Below are 17,392 nucleotides of genomic sequence, written 5' to 3' on the forward strand. Positions count from 1 at the left end.
ATGCCTCAGTAACTCAGCCGCCCCTGTTTCACCAGCCATTCGCGCACCAAAAACAATGCACTCACGTTGCGGGCCTCACGGAAATCAGGTTCTTCCAGCAAAGCCAGCAGGTTATTGAGGGGCCAGCGGCGGACAATCAGTGGTTCTGGTTCATCCCCCTCCAGCTTTTCCTCATACAGCCCTTCCGCCACCACAATGTTCATCTTGCTGGAGAAATAAGAGGGAGCCATGGTGAGTTTGCCCAACGTTTCCAGTTTAGTCGCACCAAAACCGACCTCTTCTTTTAGCTCACGATCTGCCGCTTCAAACGCACTTTCACCCGGATCGATGAGTCCTTTTGGGAAACCCAGCTCGTAACTTTCCAGCCCGACGGCATATTCCTGAATCAGAAGCACATCGTCACCGAGGATGGGGACAATCATCACCGCTTCCCGATCGGAAGGTTTCATGCGCTCGTAAACCCGCCGGGCGCCATTACTGAAAGCGAGATCGACTGCTTCGATGGTAAACAATCGGGAGCGGGCCACCGCTGCCACGTTGAGGATGTCAGGTTTTTTCTGTGGAGTTTTCATATCAACCTCAAACTTTGCACGACCTTGTGATGCGATAATGCCAGCATCGGCACAGCATACCGAAGCCCGAATAAATGTGCGACAAACAGCGCAGGTAAACTAAGATGTCATATATTTACTAACCGGTACTAACAACATATTGTTATTTCAGCTTTAAAACTCTCACAATAAGTCAACCGGGAGAAGGTAAATTCAGAAAATACCGATTTTTAATTGAGTGGGGTCCCGATAATATTCCGATAAGGAATAATCTAATAATTTCTAATTTAATGATTTTGCGCGTTATTTTATCTGACATTTCACTTGTCAGAATGACATCAGCTCGCCAAAATTGACCTGTATTGATCATTCACCGGGAGCAGATCGTTAACGTGAAGGCAGTTTTTTGGCTGAACTGAGCATAGCATGAGCACAATTATCATTATTCTGGCCATCGTGATGGCTTGCTCAATGCTGGCAGGCATAGGTTATTGGTACGCTATGCGGCATCGTCCGCCGTTGGCGAAACCTCTGCCGTTCATTAATCCGCCCTGCCGTAAACTCACTGACGAAGAACGCGCTGCTGTTGAAAAGTACATTGCCTCGCTGGCGAAACAGCATCAACAGCAAGACATGCGCGCCAGCAAGAAACAGCGGGAACCTGAAGGATTAACGCTGACGGCGCAAAGCAACAATGTCTATCCTGTCACCCGTGCTATCACCCGTTATGGTTTATCGACCGATGCGCCGCAGAAATGGCGTTACTATCTGGATGCGGTCGAAGTGCATCTGCCGCCACTGTGGGAACAGTACATCGCCGATGAAAATTACGTTGAACTGATTCGCACCCAAACCCTGCCGCTGGTGATCTCGCTGAATGGTCATTCACTGGTGGACTACGCCGTTGAACAGCCCGCGCTGCCGCCACTGGTACGCTCGATGTCGACCAATGCCTCAATCCGCAAGGAGGAGAGTGAAAATGTCGAGCTGTTGCAGGTGCGTAAAGAAACGCCAGAAGAATATGCGCTGTCCCGCACCGATGGTACCCGCGAAGCAGCCACTATCTGTTTTGCTTTCCTGTTGTTCTTCCTGAGTCTGGTACTGCCTGGCAGCATGATGGTATGGATCGCCCTGCTGGGTGGCGCGATGATCGCCGTCAGTCTGTGGTTTCTCTACCGCTGCCCGGGTGAAAAAGATTTACGTGACGTGCATTGCCTGCGCGGCGCACCAAAACGCTGGGGGCTGTTTGGTGAGTCAAATCAGGAACAAAGCAACATCTCCCTCGGTATTATCGATTTAGTCTATCCGTCCCACTGGCAGCCCTACGTGGCACACGATCTGGGCCAGGTGACCGATGTCGAGATTTACCTGAATCGCCAGGTGGTACGCCAGGGGCGTTTCCTGTCATTGCAGGATGAAGTACGTAACTTCCCGGTACAGCGCTGGCGCAAAAATCTGGTGCTGGCCTGCGGTTCGCTGCTGGTGCTGATCATGCTGGTCAGCTGGATTCCGCTCAGCATGCCCATCAAGCTCAGTCTCGCCTGGGTGAAAGGCACCGAAAGCCTGGAAGTGAATAACGTTGATAAGCTGAATGCGATGCCGTTGCATATTGGTGATAGCCTGAAGGTCAGCGGTACCGGCATGTGTTCCGTGCCCGGTAACTACCAGAGCAATCGCAGCTACACTTTTATGCCGTTCGATTGCTCGGCCATCTACTGGAATAACGCCACGCCGCTGCCGCAGCCACAATCCGATATTATCGATAAAGCCGCCGCGCTGCTCGATACCACTACGCGCCAGCTGCACCCTGAAACCAACACCGACCCTAAACTCAACCCGCAACTCGCGTCTGCGATTCAGAAGTCGGGCATGATTTTACTGGATGACTTCTCCGATTTGGTGCTGAAAACTCAGGATTTGTGTAGCCAGCAACAGGACTGTGTGCGACTGAAAAACGCGCTGGTTAACCTCGGCAATGCCAAAGACTGGGATACGTTGATCCATCGCGCGGATTCCGGGCGTCTGAACGGTATGAACGTGCTGCTGCGACCGGTGAGCGCCGAGGCGCTGGAAAATCTGGTCAATACCGCGACCTCTACCTTCTTCTCACGCGAAACCCGCCGGGCAGCGGAAAATCTCAACAGCCCGCCGCCGGGTGGTTTTCTGATTATCAGCGATGAAGGTCGTCAGCTGGTGAACCAACCGCAACCGGCCGTGCCGCTGTTTGACCTTGATGCACCATCGCAGTGGCGCGAACTGCAACGCATGTCCGCAATGCTGCTGCACACGCCCTTCTCCGCCAGCGGTATCATTACCAGCATTACCACTGATGCCAACGGCACCCGCCACATCGCGCTACATAATGAACCCGATGCCATGGCGCAGTGGCGCTATCTCGGCACCGCGTTACTGATGGTGGTGTTGATTGCCTGCGCATTGATTAACGGCCTGCTGGCGTTACGCCGCGTGCATCGCAACCGCCGCCGTATGGCCGAGATACAGCAGTATTACGACAAATGTTTTAATCACAATCTCAGCACTATGCAGAGCGTGCGCTCACTGTTCTGAGCCTTTCCCTTCTGTGCTACCCTGTCGCCCTGTTTTCAGGGCGGGAATTAACATGCAGGCTACGCTTAACTGGACCGGAATCGACACCGTGCTGCTGGACATGGACGGCACCCTGCTCGATCTCGCCTTTGATCGCCATTTCTGGCTGGAACATGTACCAGAAACCCTGAGTCGTGAGCGAGCCATCACGCTGAACGAAGCCCATCAATTGATTCGGGAAAAGTATCATGCCGTGGCGCATACGCTAAACTGGTACTGTCTGGATTACTGGTCGCAAGAGCTGGCGTTAGATATTCGTGCCATGACCTTCGCTCAGCGTGAACGCGCTGCCCTGCGTGAGGATACGCAACCTTTTTTGCAGGCGCTGCGGGCGGCAGGTAAACGCACGATTTTGCTGACCAATGCCCATCCATACAATCTGGACGTCAAACTGGCGCAGACCGGATTGTCTGCCCACCTTGATTTATTACTTTCTACCCATACCTTTGGGTATCCGAAAGAAGACCAGCGTCTCTGGCAGGCGGTACAGCAGCAAACCGGTTTCAACAATGCGCGCACACTGTTCATTGACGACAGTGAACCGATTCTTGATGCCGCGACGCGCTGGGGTATCCGCTGGTGCTTAGGCGTAAGCAATCCGGATTCCGGTCGCCCGGATCAATCCTTCAGTCGCCATCAGGCAGTGAGGGATTATCGTGAGTTGCTTGCTTCGCTTCGTTAAATCAGGAGCCGCAATGAAAGAGAAAGACAGCGAAGGCGTACGCCTCGACAAATGGCTGTGGGCGGCGCGCTTTTATAAAACCCGAGCCATCGCGCGCGAAATGATTGAAGGCGGCAAGGTGCATTACAACGGCCAGCGCAGTAAGCCGAGCAAGCTGGTGGAACTGGAAGCAGAGCTGACGCTGCGTCAGGGCAATGATGAACGCACCGTGATCATCACTGCCATCAGCGATCAACGCCGCCCGGCCACTGAGGCCCAGGCGCTGTACGCAGAAACCGCCGCCAGTATTGAGAAACGGGAAAAGCTGGCTCTGGCGCGCAAAATGAACGCCCTGAGTATGCCGCACCCCGATCGCCGCCCTGATAAGAAGGAGCGCCGCGATCTGATGAAATTTAAATTGTCGGGCGAGGAATAACTCGCGCCCCAACGAGAGAAAATCTATGTCTGTTCAAGATCAACTGCACCGTTACCTGTTTGAAAATGCGGCCGTGCGCGGCGAGCTGGTGAATGTTTCAAAAACCTGGAGCGAGATCGTGGAAAACCACGACTATGCTGAGCCGGTAAAAAACCTGCTGGGCGAGTTACTGGTTGCCACCAGCCTGCTGACCGCCACGCTGAAGTTTGATGGTGACATCACCGTGCAGTTGCAGGGCGATGGCCCGCTGTCGCTGGCGGTGATCAACGGGAATAACCGTCAGGAGCTGCGTGGTGTCGCGCGAGTAAAAGAAGAGATCGCGCCAGACAGCAGCCTGAAGCAGATGGTCGGGAACGGTTATCTGGTCATCACCATTTCCCCGGAAAAGGGCGAGCGCTATCAGGGTGTAGTCGGTCTGGAAGCAGACACGCTGGCAGGATGCCTGGAAGATTACTTTATGCGTTCTGAGCAGTTGCCAACCCGCCTGTTCATTCGCACCAATGAAAAGGGTGCTGCCGGGATTCTGTTGCAGGTGCTGCCTGCTCAGGAGCCAAACCTCGACGATTTCAATCATCTGGCGACACTGACTGAAACCGTCAAAGCTGAAGAGTTGATCGAGCTGCCAGCCACCGATGTCTTGTGGCGTTTGTATCATCAGGAAGAAGCCACGGTGTACGATCCCACGCCGGTAAGCTTCAAATGTACCTGTTCGCGCGAACGCTGTGGCGAAGTGCTGAAAACGCTGCCGGTGGAAGAAGTTGATGAGATCCTCGAAGAGGATGGTGAAATCGACATGCACTGCGATTATTGCGGCGCGCATTATGTTTACGATGCCGTCGATATTGCGGCGATTCGTAATACACCAACCGGTAGCAGCGATCAGCTGCACTGATTGTCTGGGCGGCTACTGCCGCCCTTAATCCTTACTTAAATTACCTTCTTTTCTCTGACATTAGTTTTATAACTAATTGATTTACCTGCCAATGCGCGTTGAGTCGCATTTCTGACTAACAAACCTTTTCCCTCCTGCCCGGTGGAGTACACTGCGCGCGATCATCCCCCTCATAATTAATAATAAAAACAGACACCGATTAAAGGAGCATTCACATGCGCGTTAACGGCCTGACATCGCAAGATCTCGCCACTTTAGGCATCAACGACACCACGGAAGTGGTGTACAACCCGGACTTTGACACCCTGTTTCAGGAAGAAACCCGCCCTGAGCTGGAAGGCTATGCGCGCGGCATCCTGACACAAAGCGGGGCTATCGCTGTTGATACCGGCATTTTCACCGGCCGCTCACCAAAAGATAAATACATCGTGCGCGATGACACCACACGCAACACCCTGTGGTGGAATGACGTAGGGGAAGGCAAGAATGATAACCAGCCCCTGACAGCCGAAACCTGGCAGGCGCTGAAGCAGTGTGTTACCCAGCAGTTATCCGGTAAACGCCTGTTTGTGGTGGATGCGTTCTGCGGTGCCAACCCGGATACACGCCTCAGCGTGCGCTTCGTGATGGAAGTAGCCTGGCAGGCACACTTCGTCACAAACATGTTCATCCGTCCGAGTGATGAAGAACTGGCGCAGTTCACCCCGGATTTCGTGGTGATGAACGCAGCGCGTTGTACCAATCCCAACTGGCAGGCGCAGGGATTGCATTCAGAGAACTTCGTTGCTTTTAACCTGACAGAACGCATGCAACTGATTGGCGGCACCTGGTACGGCGGCGAGATGAAGAAGGGCCTGTTCGCTATCATGAATTATCTGCTGCCGCTGCAGGGTATCGCGTCGATGCACTGCTCGGCCAACGTCGGTAAAGCAGGTGATGTCGCGGTGTTCTTCGGTCTCTCCGGCACCGGCAAGACTACGCTGTCCACCGATCCCGATCGTCAGTTGATTGGTGATGATGAGCACGGCTGGGACGATGATGGGGTCTTCAATTTTGAAGGTGGCTGCTATGCCAAAACCATTAATCTCTCGGCGCAGGCTGAACCGGAAATCTATAACGCGATTCGCCGCAATGCACTGCTGGAGAACGTGGTGGTTAATGCTGATGGTAGCGTCGATTATGCCGATGGCAGCAAAACCGAAAACACCCGTGTTTCCTACCCGATTGAGCACATCGAAAACATCGTGCGGCCGGTGTCCAAAGCGGGTCACGCGCAGCGCGTTATTTTCCTCACTGCCGATGCCTTCGGCGTGCTGCCACCGGTGGCCCGCTTAACACCAGAACAGACGCAATATCATTTCCTGTCTGGCTTTACCGCCAAACTGGCCGGTACGGAACGCGGCGTGACTCAGCCAACGCCCACTTTCTCAGCCTGTTTTGGTGCCGCGTTTCTGACCCTGCATCCAACGCAGTATGCGGATGTGCTGGTTAAACGCATGGAAGCGGCAGGCGCGCAGGCTTACCTGGTGAATACTGGCTGGAACGGTAGCGGAAAACGTATTTCGCTGAAAGACACCCGCGCGATTATCAACGCCATTCTGGCGGGTGAACTGGATGATGTTGAGACGCAAACGCTGCCGGTATTTAACCTGCAAATCCCCACACGGCTGGCACAGGTGAGTGAGGCAATGCTCGATCCACGCGCCAGCTGGTCCAGCCCTGCGGCATGGCAGGAAGCCGCACAGGACCTGGCACAGCGTTTTATCAATAACTTTGAGAAATACACCGATAACGCCGCCGGAGCCGCGTTGGTGAACGCCGGACCGCAAATCTAACAACGGCCCTGACTCGTAGCGGCGCGATTTATTGCGCCGCTACAACAGGTTTTTGCTTTGCCTGTCAGGCGCTATGGTTGCTGTTGACCAGCGCGGTGCCGGTCTCCGGCACCGGCAACCAGGCGCGAATACGCAGGCCACCGTGTTCACTGACGCCAATTTCCAGCGACCCTTCATGCGCATCGATAATACGCTGCACAATCGCCAGACCCAGCCCGGTACCACTGGTACTACGCGCACTATCGCCGCGCACAAAAGGCTGGAACAGATGCTGTAGCTGTTCCGGTTTAATCCCCGGACCATCATCCTCCACCTGGAACCAGGCGCGATTCAGCTCCTGCCCACTGCTGACCTTGATCCAGCCGTTGCCATAACGCGCGGCATTGACCACCAGATTTGCCACGGCACGCTTAATCGACAGTGGGTTGATATCCAGCATCAACTCCTCCGGCATCACCGCATTCTCAATCTCGCGCTCATAACCACTCTCGGCTGCGACGACTTCACCCAGCACACTATTCAGATCGGCACGCTCAGTCTGCATCTCCTGGCCGGTACGCAGATAGTCGATGAACTGCTCGATAATTGCGTTGCACTCTTCGATATCTTTGTTAATCGACTCAGCCAGATAGCCGTCCTCCTCGCTCATCATTTCGGTAGCAAGGCGAATACGCGTCAGCGGGGTGCGCAGATCATGGCTGACACCCGCCATCAGCAGGGTACGGTCATCTGCCAGTTGCTTCACGCCAGCCGCCATCTGGTTAAAGGCGCGCGTCACCGAACGCACTTCCGATGCGCCATATTCACGCAGCGGCGGCGGAATAATGCCTTTCCCCACCTGCAAGGCGGCATGTTCAAGATCAACCAAAGGTCGGTTCTGGATACGGATAAACAGCCAGGCACCGCCTATCGCCAGCAGCATAATCGCCAGCGTGTAGCGGAACAGCGGCGAGAAATCCCCCTGATGGATTTCGGTCAGCGGCACACGCACCCAGATATCGGGTGACAACCAGGTTTTCAGCCACACCACGGGAGAGTTTTTATTCACTTCTACCCGCACATCGGTTGGCCCACCAAGCTGCTGCGCCATCTGCTCGCTCAGGAATTCGTAGTGTTGCGCCCAGCGCAACCCACTCTCTTCCGCCGCAGCATTGGTATACAGCGAGATCCCCAGCTCACGATAGATTTCACGTCGGAAGGCCGGAGGCACTTCCAGCTGCGTGCCATCCTCCAGTTGCAGGCGGTCGGTCATCAGCATACGGACTTCATAAGCGAGGACTTTGTTGAACTGCTGCAGGCTGGGAAGAATGGCGAAATTCAGCACCACCAGATAGGTCGTTACCAGGCTGACGAACAGCAAGGTAACGATCAATAACAGGGTGCGGGCAAACGAACTGCGAGGTGAGAAGCGCAATCGCCTCATGCTTTACTGCCGTCCGGAACGAATACGTAACCAAGACCCCACACGGTCTGAATGTAGCGCGGATGTGCTGGATCTTCTTCCACCATACGACGCAGACGGGAAATCTGCACATCGATGGAACGTTCCATCGCACTGTACTCACGACCACGCGCCAGGTTCATCAGCTTATCGCGCGACAACGGTTCACGCGGGTGGCTGACCAGCGCTTTCAGTACGGCAAATTCCCCGCTGGTGAGCGGCATAGGCTCATCTTCACGGAACATCTCACGCGTACCCAGGTTCAGCTTGAATTTACCAAAGGCAATAACGGCCTCTTCCTGCGAAGGTGCGCCCGGCAGCTCATTCGCCTGACGGCGCAGCACAGCACGGATGCGTGCCAGCAATTCACGCGGGTTGAAAGGCTTCGGAATATAGTCGTCGGCACCAATTTCCAGCCCGACAATACGGTCTACTTCTTCGCCTTTGGCGGTAACCATAATGATTGGCATTGGATTGCTTTGGCTGCGCAGACGGCGGCAAATCGACAAACCATCTTCGCCCGGCAACATCAGGTCAAGCACCATCAGGTGGAAAGATTCGCGGGTTAACAGACGATCCATTTGCTCGGCGTTGGCAACGCTGCGCACCTGAAAGCCCTGTTCGGTGAGATAGCGTTCGAGCAACGCGCGCAAACGCATATCATCATCGACGACCAGAATTTTGTAGTTCTCTTGCATGTTCAACTCCCAAAGGCGCCATTGCCTGAGCCAATATTGTTAAAAAAAGATGCCTTACAGTGACAGTCATTAATGGTTTATATTCTAGCCGAAATTGTTACAAAGCATATTAAACAGCAGCTTATCTTTAATTTCACCGCTTAATTGTGGCGCATTTCTCGCTTTTTGCTCGTTCGATCAATATGTTTGAGGGATCTCTGAAAAATCCCCCCCTTTTCTTTTTGTCACTGGTTCTGCTGACCCTGTCCTGGCGCGGAAGGCATCGTTTGCCATTTTTCTGACCATTCCTTCTCAGAATATCCCATCGAACCTCTGCCGGAAGCATAAAATGTGGTGTTTTTTTATTACGCTGCGCTTCTTCTCTCGGATGAATCTCTGGCTCTGACGAAATTAAGGCCAGAGTTAAATAAAGCAATAAAAATCAATCATTAACATCCACTTCCTTCTCCCGACATGATCTCAGACACTGCTTCCGTACCTGTTGAAATTGAGTTCATGTGGAGAGAAAGAAAATGAAAAAAAGTTTATTTCTGCTGAGCGTATTGGTGCTGACCAGCAGTACCCAGGTCCATGCAGCCCCCGGCATCGGAGAGGCGGCGGGTTCTCAGGCATCTGCAAACGCGAAAGGCACATCGGAAGCCGTCGGTATCGGTACCGTAGCGGCATTGCTGGGTGTGGCGTTAGCGACCGCTGGAGGTAACGGTAACGGCACCTCGACATCCACCTCAACCACTACCATGACCCATCCTGCTAAATAACGGATTGCAGGCGCGGCAGGAACGCGGCGCCTCAGGTGTTTTACCAGCCCTTTCGCCAGCGGAGAATAATTTTTACCCCCGGCTTTCTTACAAAAGCTCTTATTCTCCGCCCCTTTTTTCTTCTGTGTCTTTCACATATTCAATGCGGTTCACCAGCCAAAGCTTCTGCCCTTCCGGCGTCGTCACCGCCACTTCGTCATCCACTTCCTTTTTGATCAGCGCACGCGCCATCGGCGAATCAATCGAGATGTAATCTTTTACGTCGCCGTAGATCTCATCCGGGCCGACAATGCGAAACCGTTTCACATCTCCCTGTTCGTTCTCCACCTCAACCCAGGCGCCAAAGAAAACCTTCCCCTCCTGCTGCGGTGCATAATCGACGATCTTCAGCTCCGCCAGGCATTTACGCAGATAACGTACGCGGCGGTCGATTTGTCGCAGCAGGCGTTTGTTGTAGGTGTAATCGGCATTTTCCGAACGATCGCCCAGGCTGGCGGCCCAGGAGACAATTTTGGTGATTTCCGGACGCTTTTCATTCCACAAATGATCGTGCTCAGCACGCAATTTGTTATAGCCCTCGCGGGTAATCAGTTGGGTTTTCATCGCGTCAACTCGTCGTAGCAGGTCTTATTTAGCATAGTGGAGGCTAACAATATGCGACCAGGCGGACATCAGCAAGATCGGGGCGGCAATGTGCGAAACGCATTCAGAAAATGACGGATTCACCTGCCACCGTCTGGCAATTTTCACCCTCAGCCCGTATAACTGTCCCCTGTTTCTTAACCCCGTGTAAGCAAGACAGTAACTGATGATGAAAGATTCGCTGAGCCAGATTATCGCAAGTGAGCTGAAGGCGCGTGACGAACAGGTTGACGCCGCCATCCGCCTGCTTGACGAAGGGAACACCGTGCCGTTTATCGCACGCTACCGTAAGGAAGTCACCGGCGGGCTGGACGATACCCAGTTGCGCCAGCTGGAGAGCCGCCTCGGCTATCTGCGTGAGCTGGAGGAGCGCCGCCAGTCGATTCTGAAATCCATCGACGAACAGGGCAAACTCACCGCCGACCTCGCCAGTGCCATTAATGGCACCCTCAGTAAAACTGAGCTGGAAGACCTCTACCTGCCGTATAAACCGAAGCGCCGCACCCGTGGTCAGATTGCCATTGAAGCCGGCCTCGAGCCGCTGGCCGACACGCTCTGGCAGGATCCGTCGCACGACCCTGAGCAACTGGCTGCGGGCTATGTCGATGCCGACAAAGGCGTCGCCGATGTGCGTGCCGCGCTGGATGGCGCACGTTATATCCTGATGGAACGCTTTGCTGAAGACGCTACCCTGCTGGCCAAAGTGCGTGACTACCTGTGGAAAAATGCCCACCTGGTTTCCCGCGTCGTCGAAGGCAAAGAAGACGAAGGCGCGAAATTCCGCGACTACTTCGATCATCACGAAGCACTCAGCACCGTGCCTTCACACCGTGCGCTGGCGATGTTCCGTGGCCGCAACGAAGGCGTGCTGCAACTGTCGCTGAATGCCGATCCGCAATTCGAAGAAGCCCCACGCGAAAGCCACGGCGAAACGTTGATCGCCAGCCACCTGAATCTGCGTCTGAACAATGCCCCGGCAGACAGCTGGCGTAAAGCAGTAGTGAGCTGGACATGGCGCATCAAGGTGCTGCTGCATCTGGAAACCGAGCTGATGGGTACGGTACGCGAGCGCGCGGAAGATGAAGCCATCAACGTGTTTGCCCGTAACCTGCATGACCTGCTGATGGCCGCACCTGCGGGCATGCGTTCCACCATGGGTCTCGATCCTGGCCTGCGTACCGGCGTGAAAGTGGCGGTGGTCGATGCCACCGGCAAACTGGTAGCAACCGACACCATTTACCCGCATACCGGCCAGACGGCCAAAGCGGCAACGGCTGTCGCTGCGCTTTGCGCCAAACATCAGGTTGAACTGGTGGCGATTGGTAATGGCACCGCATCGCGCGAGACCGAACGTTTTTTCCTTGATGTGCAGAAGCAGTATCCGCAAATCAAAGCGCAGAAAGTGATTGTTAGCGAAGCCGGTGCATCGGTTTATTCCGCTTCGGAGTTGGCCGCGCTGGAGTTCCCGGATCTGGATGTGTCGCTGCGTGGCGCGGTGTCGATTGCCCGCCGTTTACAGGACCCACTCGCCGAGCTGGTGAAGATCGACCCGAAATCCATAGGGGTGGGCCAGTATCAGCACGACGTCAGCCAGAGCCAGCTGGCGAAGAAACTGGACGCGGTGGTGGAAGATTGTGTGAACGCCGTCGGTGTTGATCTCAACACCGCCTCGGTTGCGCTGCTGACGCGTGTCGCGGGCCTGACCCGTATGATGGCGCAGAACATTGTCAGCTGGCGTGACGAGAATGGCCGTTTCCAGAACCGTCAGCAACTGCTGAAAGTCAGCCGTCTTGGCCCCAAAGCCTTTGAACAGTGTGCGGGCTTCCTGCGCATCAACCACGGCGACAACCCGCTGGATGCCTCCACCGTGCACCCGGAAGCCTACCCGGTGGTTGAGCGCATTCTGGCCGCCACCGAACAGGCGCTGAACGAGTTGATGGGCAATCCTGGCAGCCTGCGTAACCTCAGCGCGCGTGATTTCACCGATGAGCGTTTTGGTCTGCCCACTGTCACCGACATCATCAAAGAGCTGGAAAAGCCGGGCCGTGACCCGCGTCCCGAGTTCAAAACCGCCCAGTTCGCCGAGGGCGTGGAAACGCTCAACGATCTGCTGCCAGGGATGATTCTGGAAGGGGCGGTCACCAACGTGACCAACTTTGGTGCTTTTGTCGATATCGGTGTGCATCAGGATGGCCTGGTTCACATTTCGTCGCTGTCGGATAAGTTTGTCGAAGACCCGCATCAGGTGGTGAAAGCCGGGGATATCGTCAAAGTCAAAGTGATGGAAGTCGATCTGCAACGTAAGCGCATCGCACTCACCATGCGTCTGGACGAGCAACCCGGTGAGAGCAACGTCCGCGGCGGTGGAAACCGCAATGCGGGTAAAGAGTCGGCGCGCCCGGCACAGGCGAACAAAGGCCGGGCAAAACCTGCCAGCCAGCCTGCCGGTAACAGCGCGATGGGTGATGCGCTGGCCGCTGCCTTCGGTAAAAAACGCTAACAACCTGCCCTGAAATGCGCGGTGGCTGCCTGGTCACCGCGCACATCAGGTTGATAAATCTCCTCATCCAGCTACGCTGAAAAAATCCGTGTGAAAAAATGACCTTCCGCGTGGCACAGCGATCTGATGGATATTATCAACGCCTTACTTGATGAGATTTATGCAGGCACCTTCCCCGTGGCGGCCCGTGAGCGTCTGCTTTCCCATATTCGCGCCGCACGTGATACCGTCAAAATCCCGCGCAAACCGCACTGGGATGAAAAGGATGTAGTGCTGATCACCTATGCCGATCAGTTTCGTGAGCCGGAAGTGCCCACGCTTGCCACCTTCTCCCGCTTTTACCAGCAACATCTGCAAGGCACCTTTTCGCTGGTCCACCTGCTGCCGTTTTTTCCCTACTCTTCGGACGATGGTTTTTCGGTCATCGACTATCACCAGGTCAACCCGATTTGTGGCGACTGGCAGGATGTGGCCGCACTGCATACCCATACCCGGCTGATGTTCGATTTCGTCTGTAACCATATGTCCGCACACAGCGCCTGGTTTCGTCACTTTCTGGCGCAGGACCCCGGCTGGGATGACTTTTTTATCAGTATGCCGCCCGCGACCGATCTCAGTGCCGTGACCCGCCCACGCACATCACCACTGCTGACGCCGTTCACCATGGCCGATGGTGCAACGCGTTTTATCTGGACCACCTTCAGCGCCGATCAAATCGATCTCAACTTCGCCAATCCGGAAGTGCTGATCCGCATGGTTAACGTGTTGCTCGATTACCTGAAGAAAGGCGCCGACTATGTCCGGCTGGATGCCGTGGGCTATATGTGGAAAACGCCGGGGACGAACTGCATTCATCTGCCAAAAACCCATCAGCTGGTGAAGCTGTTCCGCGCCATTGCCAATGTGGTCGCACCGGGGACAGTCATCGTCACCGAAACCAACGTGCCGCATAAAGACAACATCGGCTATTTTGGCAATGGCCACGACGAGGCGCAGATGGTGTACCAGTTTTCGCTGCCGCCGCTGGTGCTGCACGCCATTCATTCCGGCTCCGCGCGCGCGCTGCGCCAGTGGGCCAGCTCGCTGGAGCTCAGCAGCAATGACACCACCTTTTTTAACTTTCTCGCCTCGCATGACGGCATTGGCCTCAATCCGGCACGCGGTATTTTATCTGAGGTGGAGATTGTGGCGCTGGTGCGCGATCTGGCGCTGGAAGGCGCGCTGGTGTCATACAAAAACAATCCGGACGGCACCACCAGCCCGTATGAAATCAACGTCACCTATCTTGATGCGTTAAATCTCCAGGATGATGATGACCACACGCGACTGCGCCGTTTTCTGCTGGCCCATGCCATCCTGCTGGTCTTTCCCGGGGTGCCCGCGATCTACATTCAAAGCATCCTCGGCTCGCGTAACGACAACGAAGGGGTGCGCGCTGCCGGACATAACCGCGCCATTAATCGAGAGAAATACAGCTTACGCGAGATGGAGCAGTGCCTGAGTGGCGGCAATGCGCTGCGTCAGCAGGTGTTTGAACGCCTCAGCGCGCTGATTCAATTACGCATACGCCAGCCAGCCTTCCATCCGGACAACCCGATGACGCTGTTCGATAGCGATAACGCCTTGCTGGTGCTGCGCCGTCATAAGCCTGACAGCCAGGAAGGTTTACTTTGCGTGTTTAATCTCAGCAGTCGCGAGGTTGAAACAACATTGCCGCAGGTGCGACATTTTCACGATTTGATCAGCGGTGAGAAGATTGATGGCGGCCAGCCGATCACACTGGCCGCCTGGCAATTTATGTGGTTACGTGGCTGATTACTCGTAGACGTCTGCGATGCCGCTAAACTTCCCGTGCTCACGTCCTGCTATCACCAGAAAATATTTCCCGCCTTTTTCACCCGCCTTCTTCGCCAGAACGGCTTTAGCATCCATCGGCGAGGTGGTTTCATCTGTGGTGTGCACCGTACCAATTTTTTTCAGATGCATTTCCTTCACTTGTTCTTTAGTCACCTCTTTGGCCACCATGGCCGCCAGAGTTGAAAACGATACTGCCCCCATTACCACTGCCGCCAAAACTGTCTTGATGATTTTCATTAAATTACCCTCACTTATTATTGGCTTTTCCGGGATATGAGCGCATCAGGAACCGGGTTCCCAGGGTTTAATTCCAGAGGCAAACGATACGGCTCACCCGGAAAGTATTAACCTTTCCGGGAGAATTGCCAGTTAGCGCGGCAGGCGATCGCTAAAGCTAAGAATATGCTGACAAAATGCATCGGGATGGGAAATGAACGGCGCATGGGCCGCTTTATCCATCACCACTGAGGGTGAGTGCGGCCAGCGGGTGTCCAGCTCTGCCGCGATACGGCGCGGCACCAGACCATCCAGATAACCATACAGGCGCAGAAACGGCAGCCTGAGATCATCCAGCGCGCTGCGCAAATCACTGTGGCGCAGAATTTCCAGCCCCCCTTCCAGCACCGCAACTGAGGGCATTGGCTGCGACAGGACGATTTCTTTCAACTGACGTGCATCCTGGCGGGCGCTTTCGGTACCCAGCGTCTGCAAGGCCAGAAAGCGTTCTACGGTGCGCTGGAAATCGTTGCTCAACTGCTGCTGAAAACCATGCAGGGTTTCGGGTTTAATACCCGGCCATTCATCACTGGCGGTAAAACGGGGCGAGGAGGCAACGCTTATCAACCCACTCACGCGTTCCGGCTGCGTGAGTGCCAGCTGGCTGGCGACCAGTCCGCCCAGCGACCAGCCCAGCAGCAGGCTGCGTTCGGGCAGATGTGTCACCAGTTGTTGTGCCATGGCGGGCAGCGTCAGTGCACCAAAGCCCTGACTGCGGCCAAAACCCGGCAGATCGACCAGATGCAAACGAAAATGCGGGCTGAGTCGCGGAATGATGTTTTGCCACACTTCGGCATTCAATCCCCAGCCGTGCAGCAGCACAAGATCGCGATCTCCCGTGCCTGTGGTGTGCCAGTAGAGCGAACTCATCAGTTACTATCCTGAAAGTGAAAAGGAGGTCGCTATGCTATCAATCCCTGCCCTGTGTTGGCTATGCCGTCTGCCGCTACGGTTGGCGCAGCATGGCCTGTGCAGCAGCTGTTTACGCCTGTTGCCTGCGTTACCGGAACTTTGTCCATGCTGTGGCTTAGCCGCGTATGCCCATCAGCCCTGTGGCCGTTGCCTGCAACGTCCTCCCCCATGGCAGTACCTGATTTGCGTCAGCGACTATCAGCCCCCGCTCAGCCACTGGGTACAACAGCTGAAGTTTTCCCGCGCTACCGCACTCAGGGTGACGCTGGCGCGGCTGCTTTTGCTAAAGTGGTTAGCCATGCGGCGGCGTTATGCGTTGCCTTACCCGGATATCATTCTCAGCGTCCCCCTGCACCCGCGCCGTCACTGGCAGCGTGGCTACAATCAGGCGGCGCTGTTGGCGCAACCTTTGGCACACTGGCTGGGCTGCGATTATGTGGATGGCGTACGCCGGGTACGCAAAGCGGCGATACAGCATGAATTGAGCGCTTCGGCGCGCAGGAAGAACCTGCGTGGGGCATTTCGCCTTGAAATCCCGCTGCGCGGACGCCATATCCTGCTTATCGACGATGTGGTGACCACCGGCAGCACAGTGGCGGAAATCAGCCGCATGTTGCAGGCAGCGGGCGCTGCCAGCGTACAGATTGGATGCCTGTGCCGTACCTTGTAGAGCGTCGGCGTTGGGCGTATTATAACCAACTAAATTAGTCAACTATTGAGCAATCGCCATGATCCGTATTACTGATACTGCGCAAGAGCACTTCTCAAAACTTCTCTCAAAACAGGAAGATGGCACCCAAATTCGCGTATTCGTTATCAATCCGGGTACGCCAACCGCCGAGTGCGGCGTGTCTTATTGTCCACCCGATGCCGTGGAAGCGACCGATACCGAGCTGAAGTTTGAAAAGCTGTCAGCCTATGTTGACGAGCTGAGCGCTCCCTACCTGGAAGACGCGGAGATCGATTTTGTCACCGATAACCTCGGTTCCCAGCTGACGCTGAAAGCACCGAACGCCAAGATGCGTAAAGTCTCTGATGATGCACCGATGGTGGAACGTGTTGAGTATCTGCTGCAGGCGCAGATTAACCCTCAGCTGGCAGGTCACGGTGGTCGCGTTTCGCTGATGGAAATCACCGATGACGGTTATGCCATTCTGCAATTTGGCGGCGGCTGCAACGGTTGTTCGATGATTGACGTGACCCTGAAAGACGGTATCGAGAAAGAGCTGCTGGCAGCCTTCCCGGAGCTGAAAGGCGTGCGCGATCTCACCGAGCATCAGCGCGGCGAGCACTCCTACTACTGATTCTTTGCGCGCGACAGCGACC

16 protein-coding genes are annotated in these 17,392 nt (G+C 55.1%); 10 read left to right on the plus strand and 6 right to left on the minus strand.

Annotated features, from left to right (window positions below):
- Positions 1 to 5 precede the first annotated feature (5 nt).
- Positions 6 to 572, minus strand: a complete 567-nt coding sequence (gene nudE, locus AC6I8X_RS18660; RefSeq protein WP_313682941.1) for an ADP compounds hydrolase NudE — start codon at positions 570 to 572, stop codon at positions 6 to 8.
- 405 nt (positions 573 to 977) lie between these two features.
- On the opposite strand from nudE, the gene AC6I8X_RS18665 reads away from it, so the two are divergent.
- The 5 genes from AC6I8X_RS18665 to pckA all read left to right on the plus strand — a co-directional run bounded on the left by AC6I8X_RS18665 (position 978) and on the right by pckA (position 6,982).
- On the plus strand, positions 978 to 3,119 hold the full coding sequence (locus tag AC6I8X_RS18665; RefSeq protein WP_497840269.1) for an intracellular growth attenuator family protein: 2,142 nt from the start codon (positions 978 to 980) through the stop codon (positions 3,117 to 3,119).
- Positions 3,120 to 3,171: 52 nt separating this feature from the next.
- Positions 3,172 to 3,840, plus strand: a complete 669-nt coding sequence (yrfG, locus tag AC6I8X_RS18670; RefSeq protein ID WP_497840270.1) for a GMP/IMP nucleotidase — start codon at positions 3,172 to 3,174, stop codon at positions 3,838 to 3,840.
- 13 nt (positions 3,841 to 3,853) lie between these two features.
- The gene (gene hslR / locus AC6I8X_RS18675; RefSeq protein ID WP_299447648.1) at positions 3,854 to 4,255 is read left to right on the plus strand and encodes a ribosome-associated heat shock protein Hsp15; all 402 of its coding nucleotides are present in this window, start codon (positions 3,854 to 3,856) and stop codon (positions 4,253 to 4,255) included.
- Positions 4,256 to 4,280: 25 nt separating this feature from the next.
- A complete protein-coding gene (gene hslO / locus AC6I8X_RS18680) occupies positions 4,281 to 5,147 on the plus strand; it encodes an Hsp33 family molecular chaperone HslO (RefSeq protein ID WP_313682933.1) in 867 nt (288 codons plus the stop codon).
- Positions 5,148 to 5,362: 215 nt separating this feature from the next.
- Positions 5,363 to 6,982, plus strand: a complete 1,620-nt coding sequence (pckA, locus tag AC6I8X_RS18685) for a phosphoenolpyruvate carboxykinase (ATP) (RefSeq protein WP_313682931.1) — start codon at positions 5,363 to 5,365, stop codon at positions 6,980 to 6,982.
- 64 nt (positions 6,983 to 7,046) lie between these two features.
- Here the strand turns inward: pckA and envZ are convergent, their stop codons facing one another.
- Together envZ and ompR are read right to left on the minus strand one after the other, a co-directional pair.
- Entirely contained in the window at positions 7,047 to 8,405 is a 1,359-nt protein-coding gene (gene envZ / locus AC6I8X_RS18690; RefSeq protein WP_497840271.1) for a two-component system sensor histidine kinase EnvZ, read from the minus strand.
- Positions 8,402 to 9,121, minus strand: a complete 720-nt coding sequence (gene ompR / locus AC6I8X_RS18695; RefSeq protein ID WP_001157751.1) for an osmolarity response regulator transcription factor OmpR — start codon at positions 9,119 to 9,121, stop codon at positions 8,402 to 8,404. Before ompR ends, envZ begins: the two co-directional genes overlap by 4 nt.
- 512 nt (positions 9,122 to 9,633) lie before the next feature.
- Between ompR and yjbE the strand changes: the two genes are divergently transcribed.
- A complete protein-coding gene (yjbE, locus tag AC6I8X_RS18700; protein WP_299448200.1) occupies positions 9,634 to 9,879 on the plus strand; it encodes an exopolysaccharide production protein YjbE in 246 nt (81 codons plus the stop codon).
- Positions 9,880 to 9,978: 99 nt separating this feature from the next.
- Here the strand turns inward: yjbE and greB are convergent, their stop codons facing one another.
- Positions 9,979 to 10,482 carry a transcription elongation factor GreB gene (greB, locus tag AC6I8X_RS18705; RefSeq protein ID WP_497840272.1) on the minus strand — a complete coding sequence of 168 codons (504 nt, stop codon included), beginning with the start codon at positions 10,480 to 10,482 and terminating at the stop codon, positions 9,979 to 9,981.
- A gap of 208 nt (positions 10,483 to 10,690) precedes the next feature.
- On the opposite strand from greB, the gene AC6I8X_RS18710 reads away from it, so the two are divergent.
- Positions 10,691 to 13,021, plus strand: a complete 2,331-nt coding sequence (locus AC6I8X_RS18710) for a Tex family protein (RefSeq protein WP_409521716.1) — start codon at positions 10,691 to 10,693, stop codon at positions 13,019 to 13,021.
- A 126-nt stretch (positions 13,022 to 13,147) separates the two neighbouring features.
- The gene (locus AC6I8X_RS18715; RefSeq protein ID WP_497840273.1) at positions 13,148 to 14,836 is read left to right on the plus strand and encodes an alpha-amylase family glycosyl hydrolase; all 1,689 of its coding nucleotides are present in this window, start codon (positions 13,148 to 13,150) and stop codon (positions 14,834 to 14,836) included.
- Here the strand turns inward: AC6I8X_RS18715 and AC6I8X_RS18720 are convergent, their stop codons facing one another.
- Positions 14,837 to 15,115, minus strand: a complete 279-nt coding sequence (locus tag AC6I8X_RS18720) for a YdgH/BhsA/McbA family protein (RefSeq protein ID WP_084877508.1) — start codon at positions 15,113 to 15,115, stop codon at positions 14,837 to 14,839.
- 132 nt (positions 15,116 to 15,247) lie between these two features.
- Entirely contained in the window at positions 15,248 to 16,024 is a 777-nt protein-coding gene (bioH, locus tag AC6I8X_RS18725; protein ID WP_313685721.1) for a pimeloyl-ACP methyl ester esterase BioH, read from the minus strand.
- A gap of 34 nt (positions 16,025 to 16,058) precedes the next feature.
- Here bioH and gntX point away from each other — a divergent pair, with 34 nt between their 5' ends.
- Together gntX and nfuA are read left to right on the plus strand one after the other, a co-directional pair.
- Positions 16,059 to 16,736 (plus strand): DNA utilization protein GntX, encoded by a 678-nt coding sequence (gene gntX, locus AC6I8X_RS18730; protein WP_313685719.1) that lies wholly within the window; start codon positions 16,059 to 16,061, stop codon positions 16,734 to 16,736.
- A gap of 58 nt (positions 16,737 to 16,794) precedes the next feature.
- Positions 16,795 to 17,370 (plus strand): Fe-S biogenesis protein NfuA, encoded by a 576-nt coding sequence (nfuA, locus tag AC6I8X_RS18735; RefSeq protein WP_084877517.1) that lies wholly within the window; start codon positions 16,795 to 16,797, stop codon positions 17,368 to 17,370.
- The last annotated feature ends 22 nt before the right edge of the window (positions 17,371 to 17,392 follow it).

The sequence above is a fragment of the Pantoea sp. X-Soil-TKNS-1280 genome (assembly GCF_059730475.1).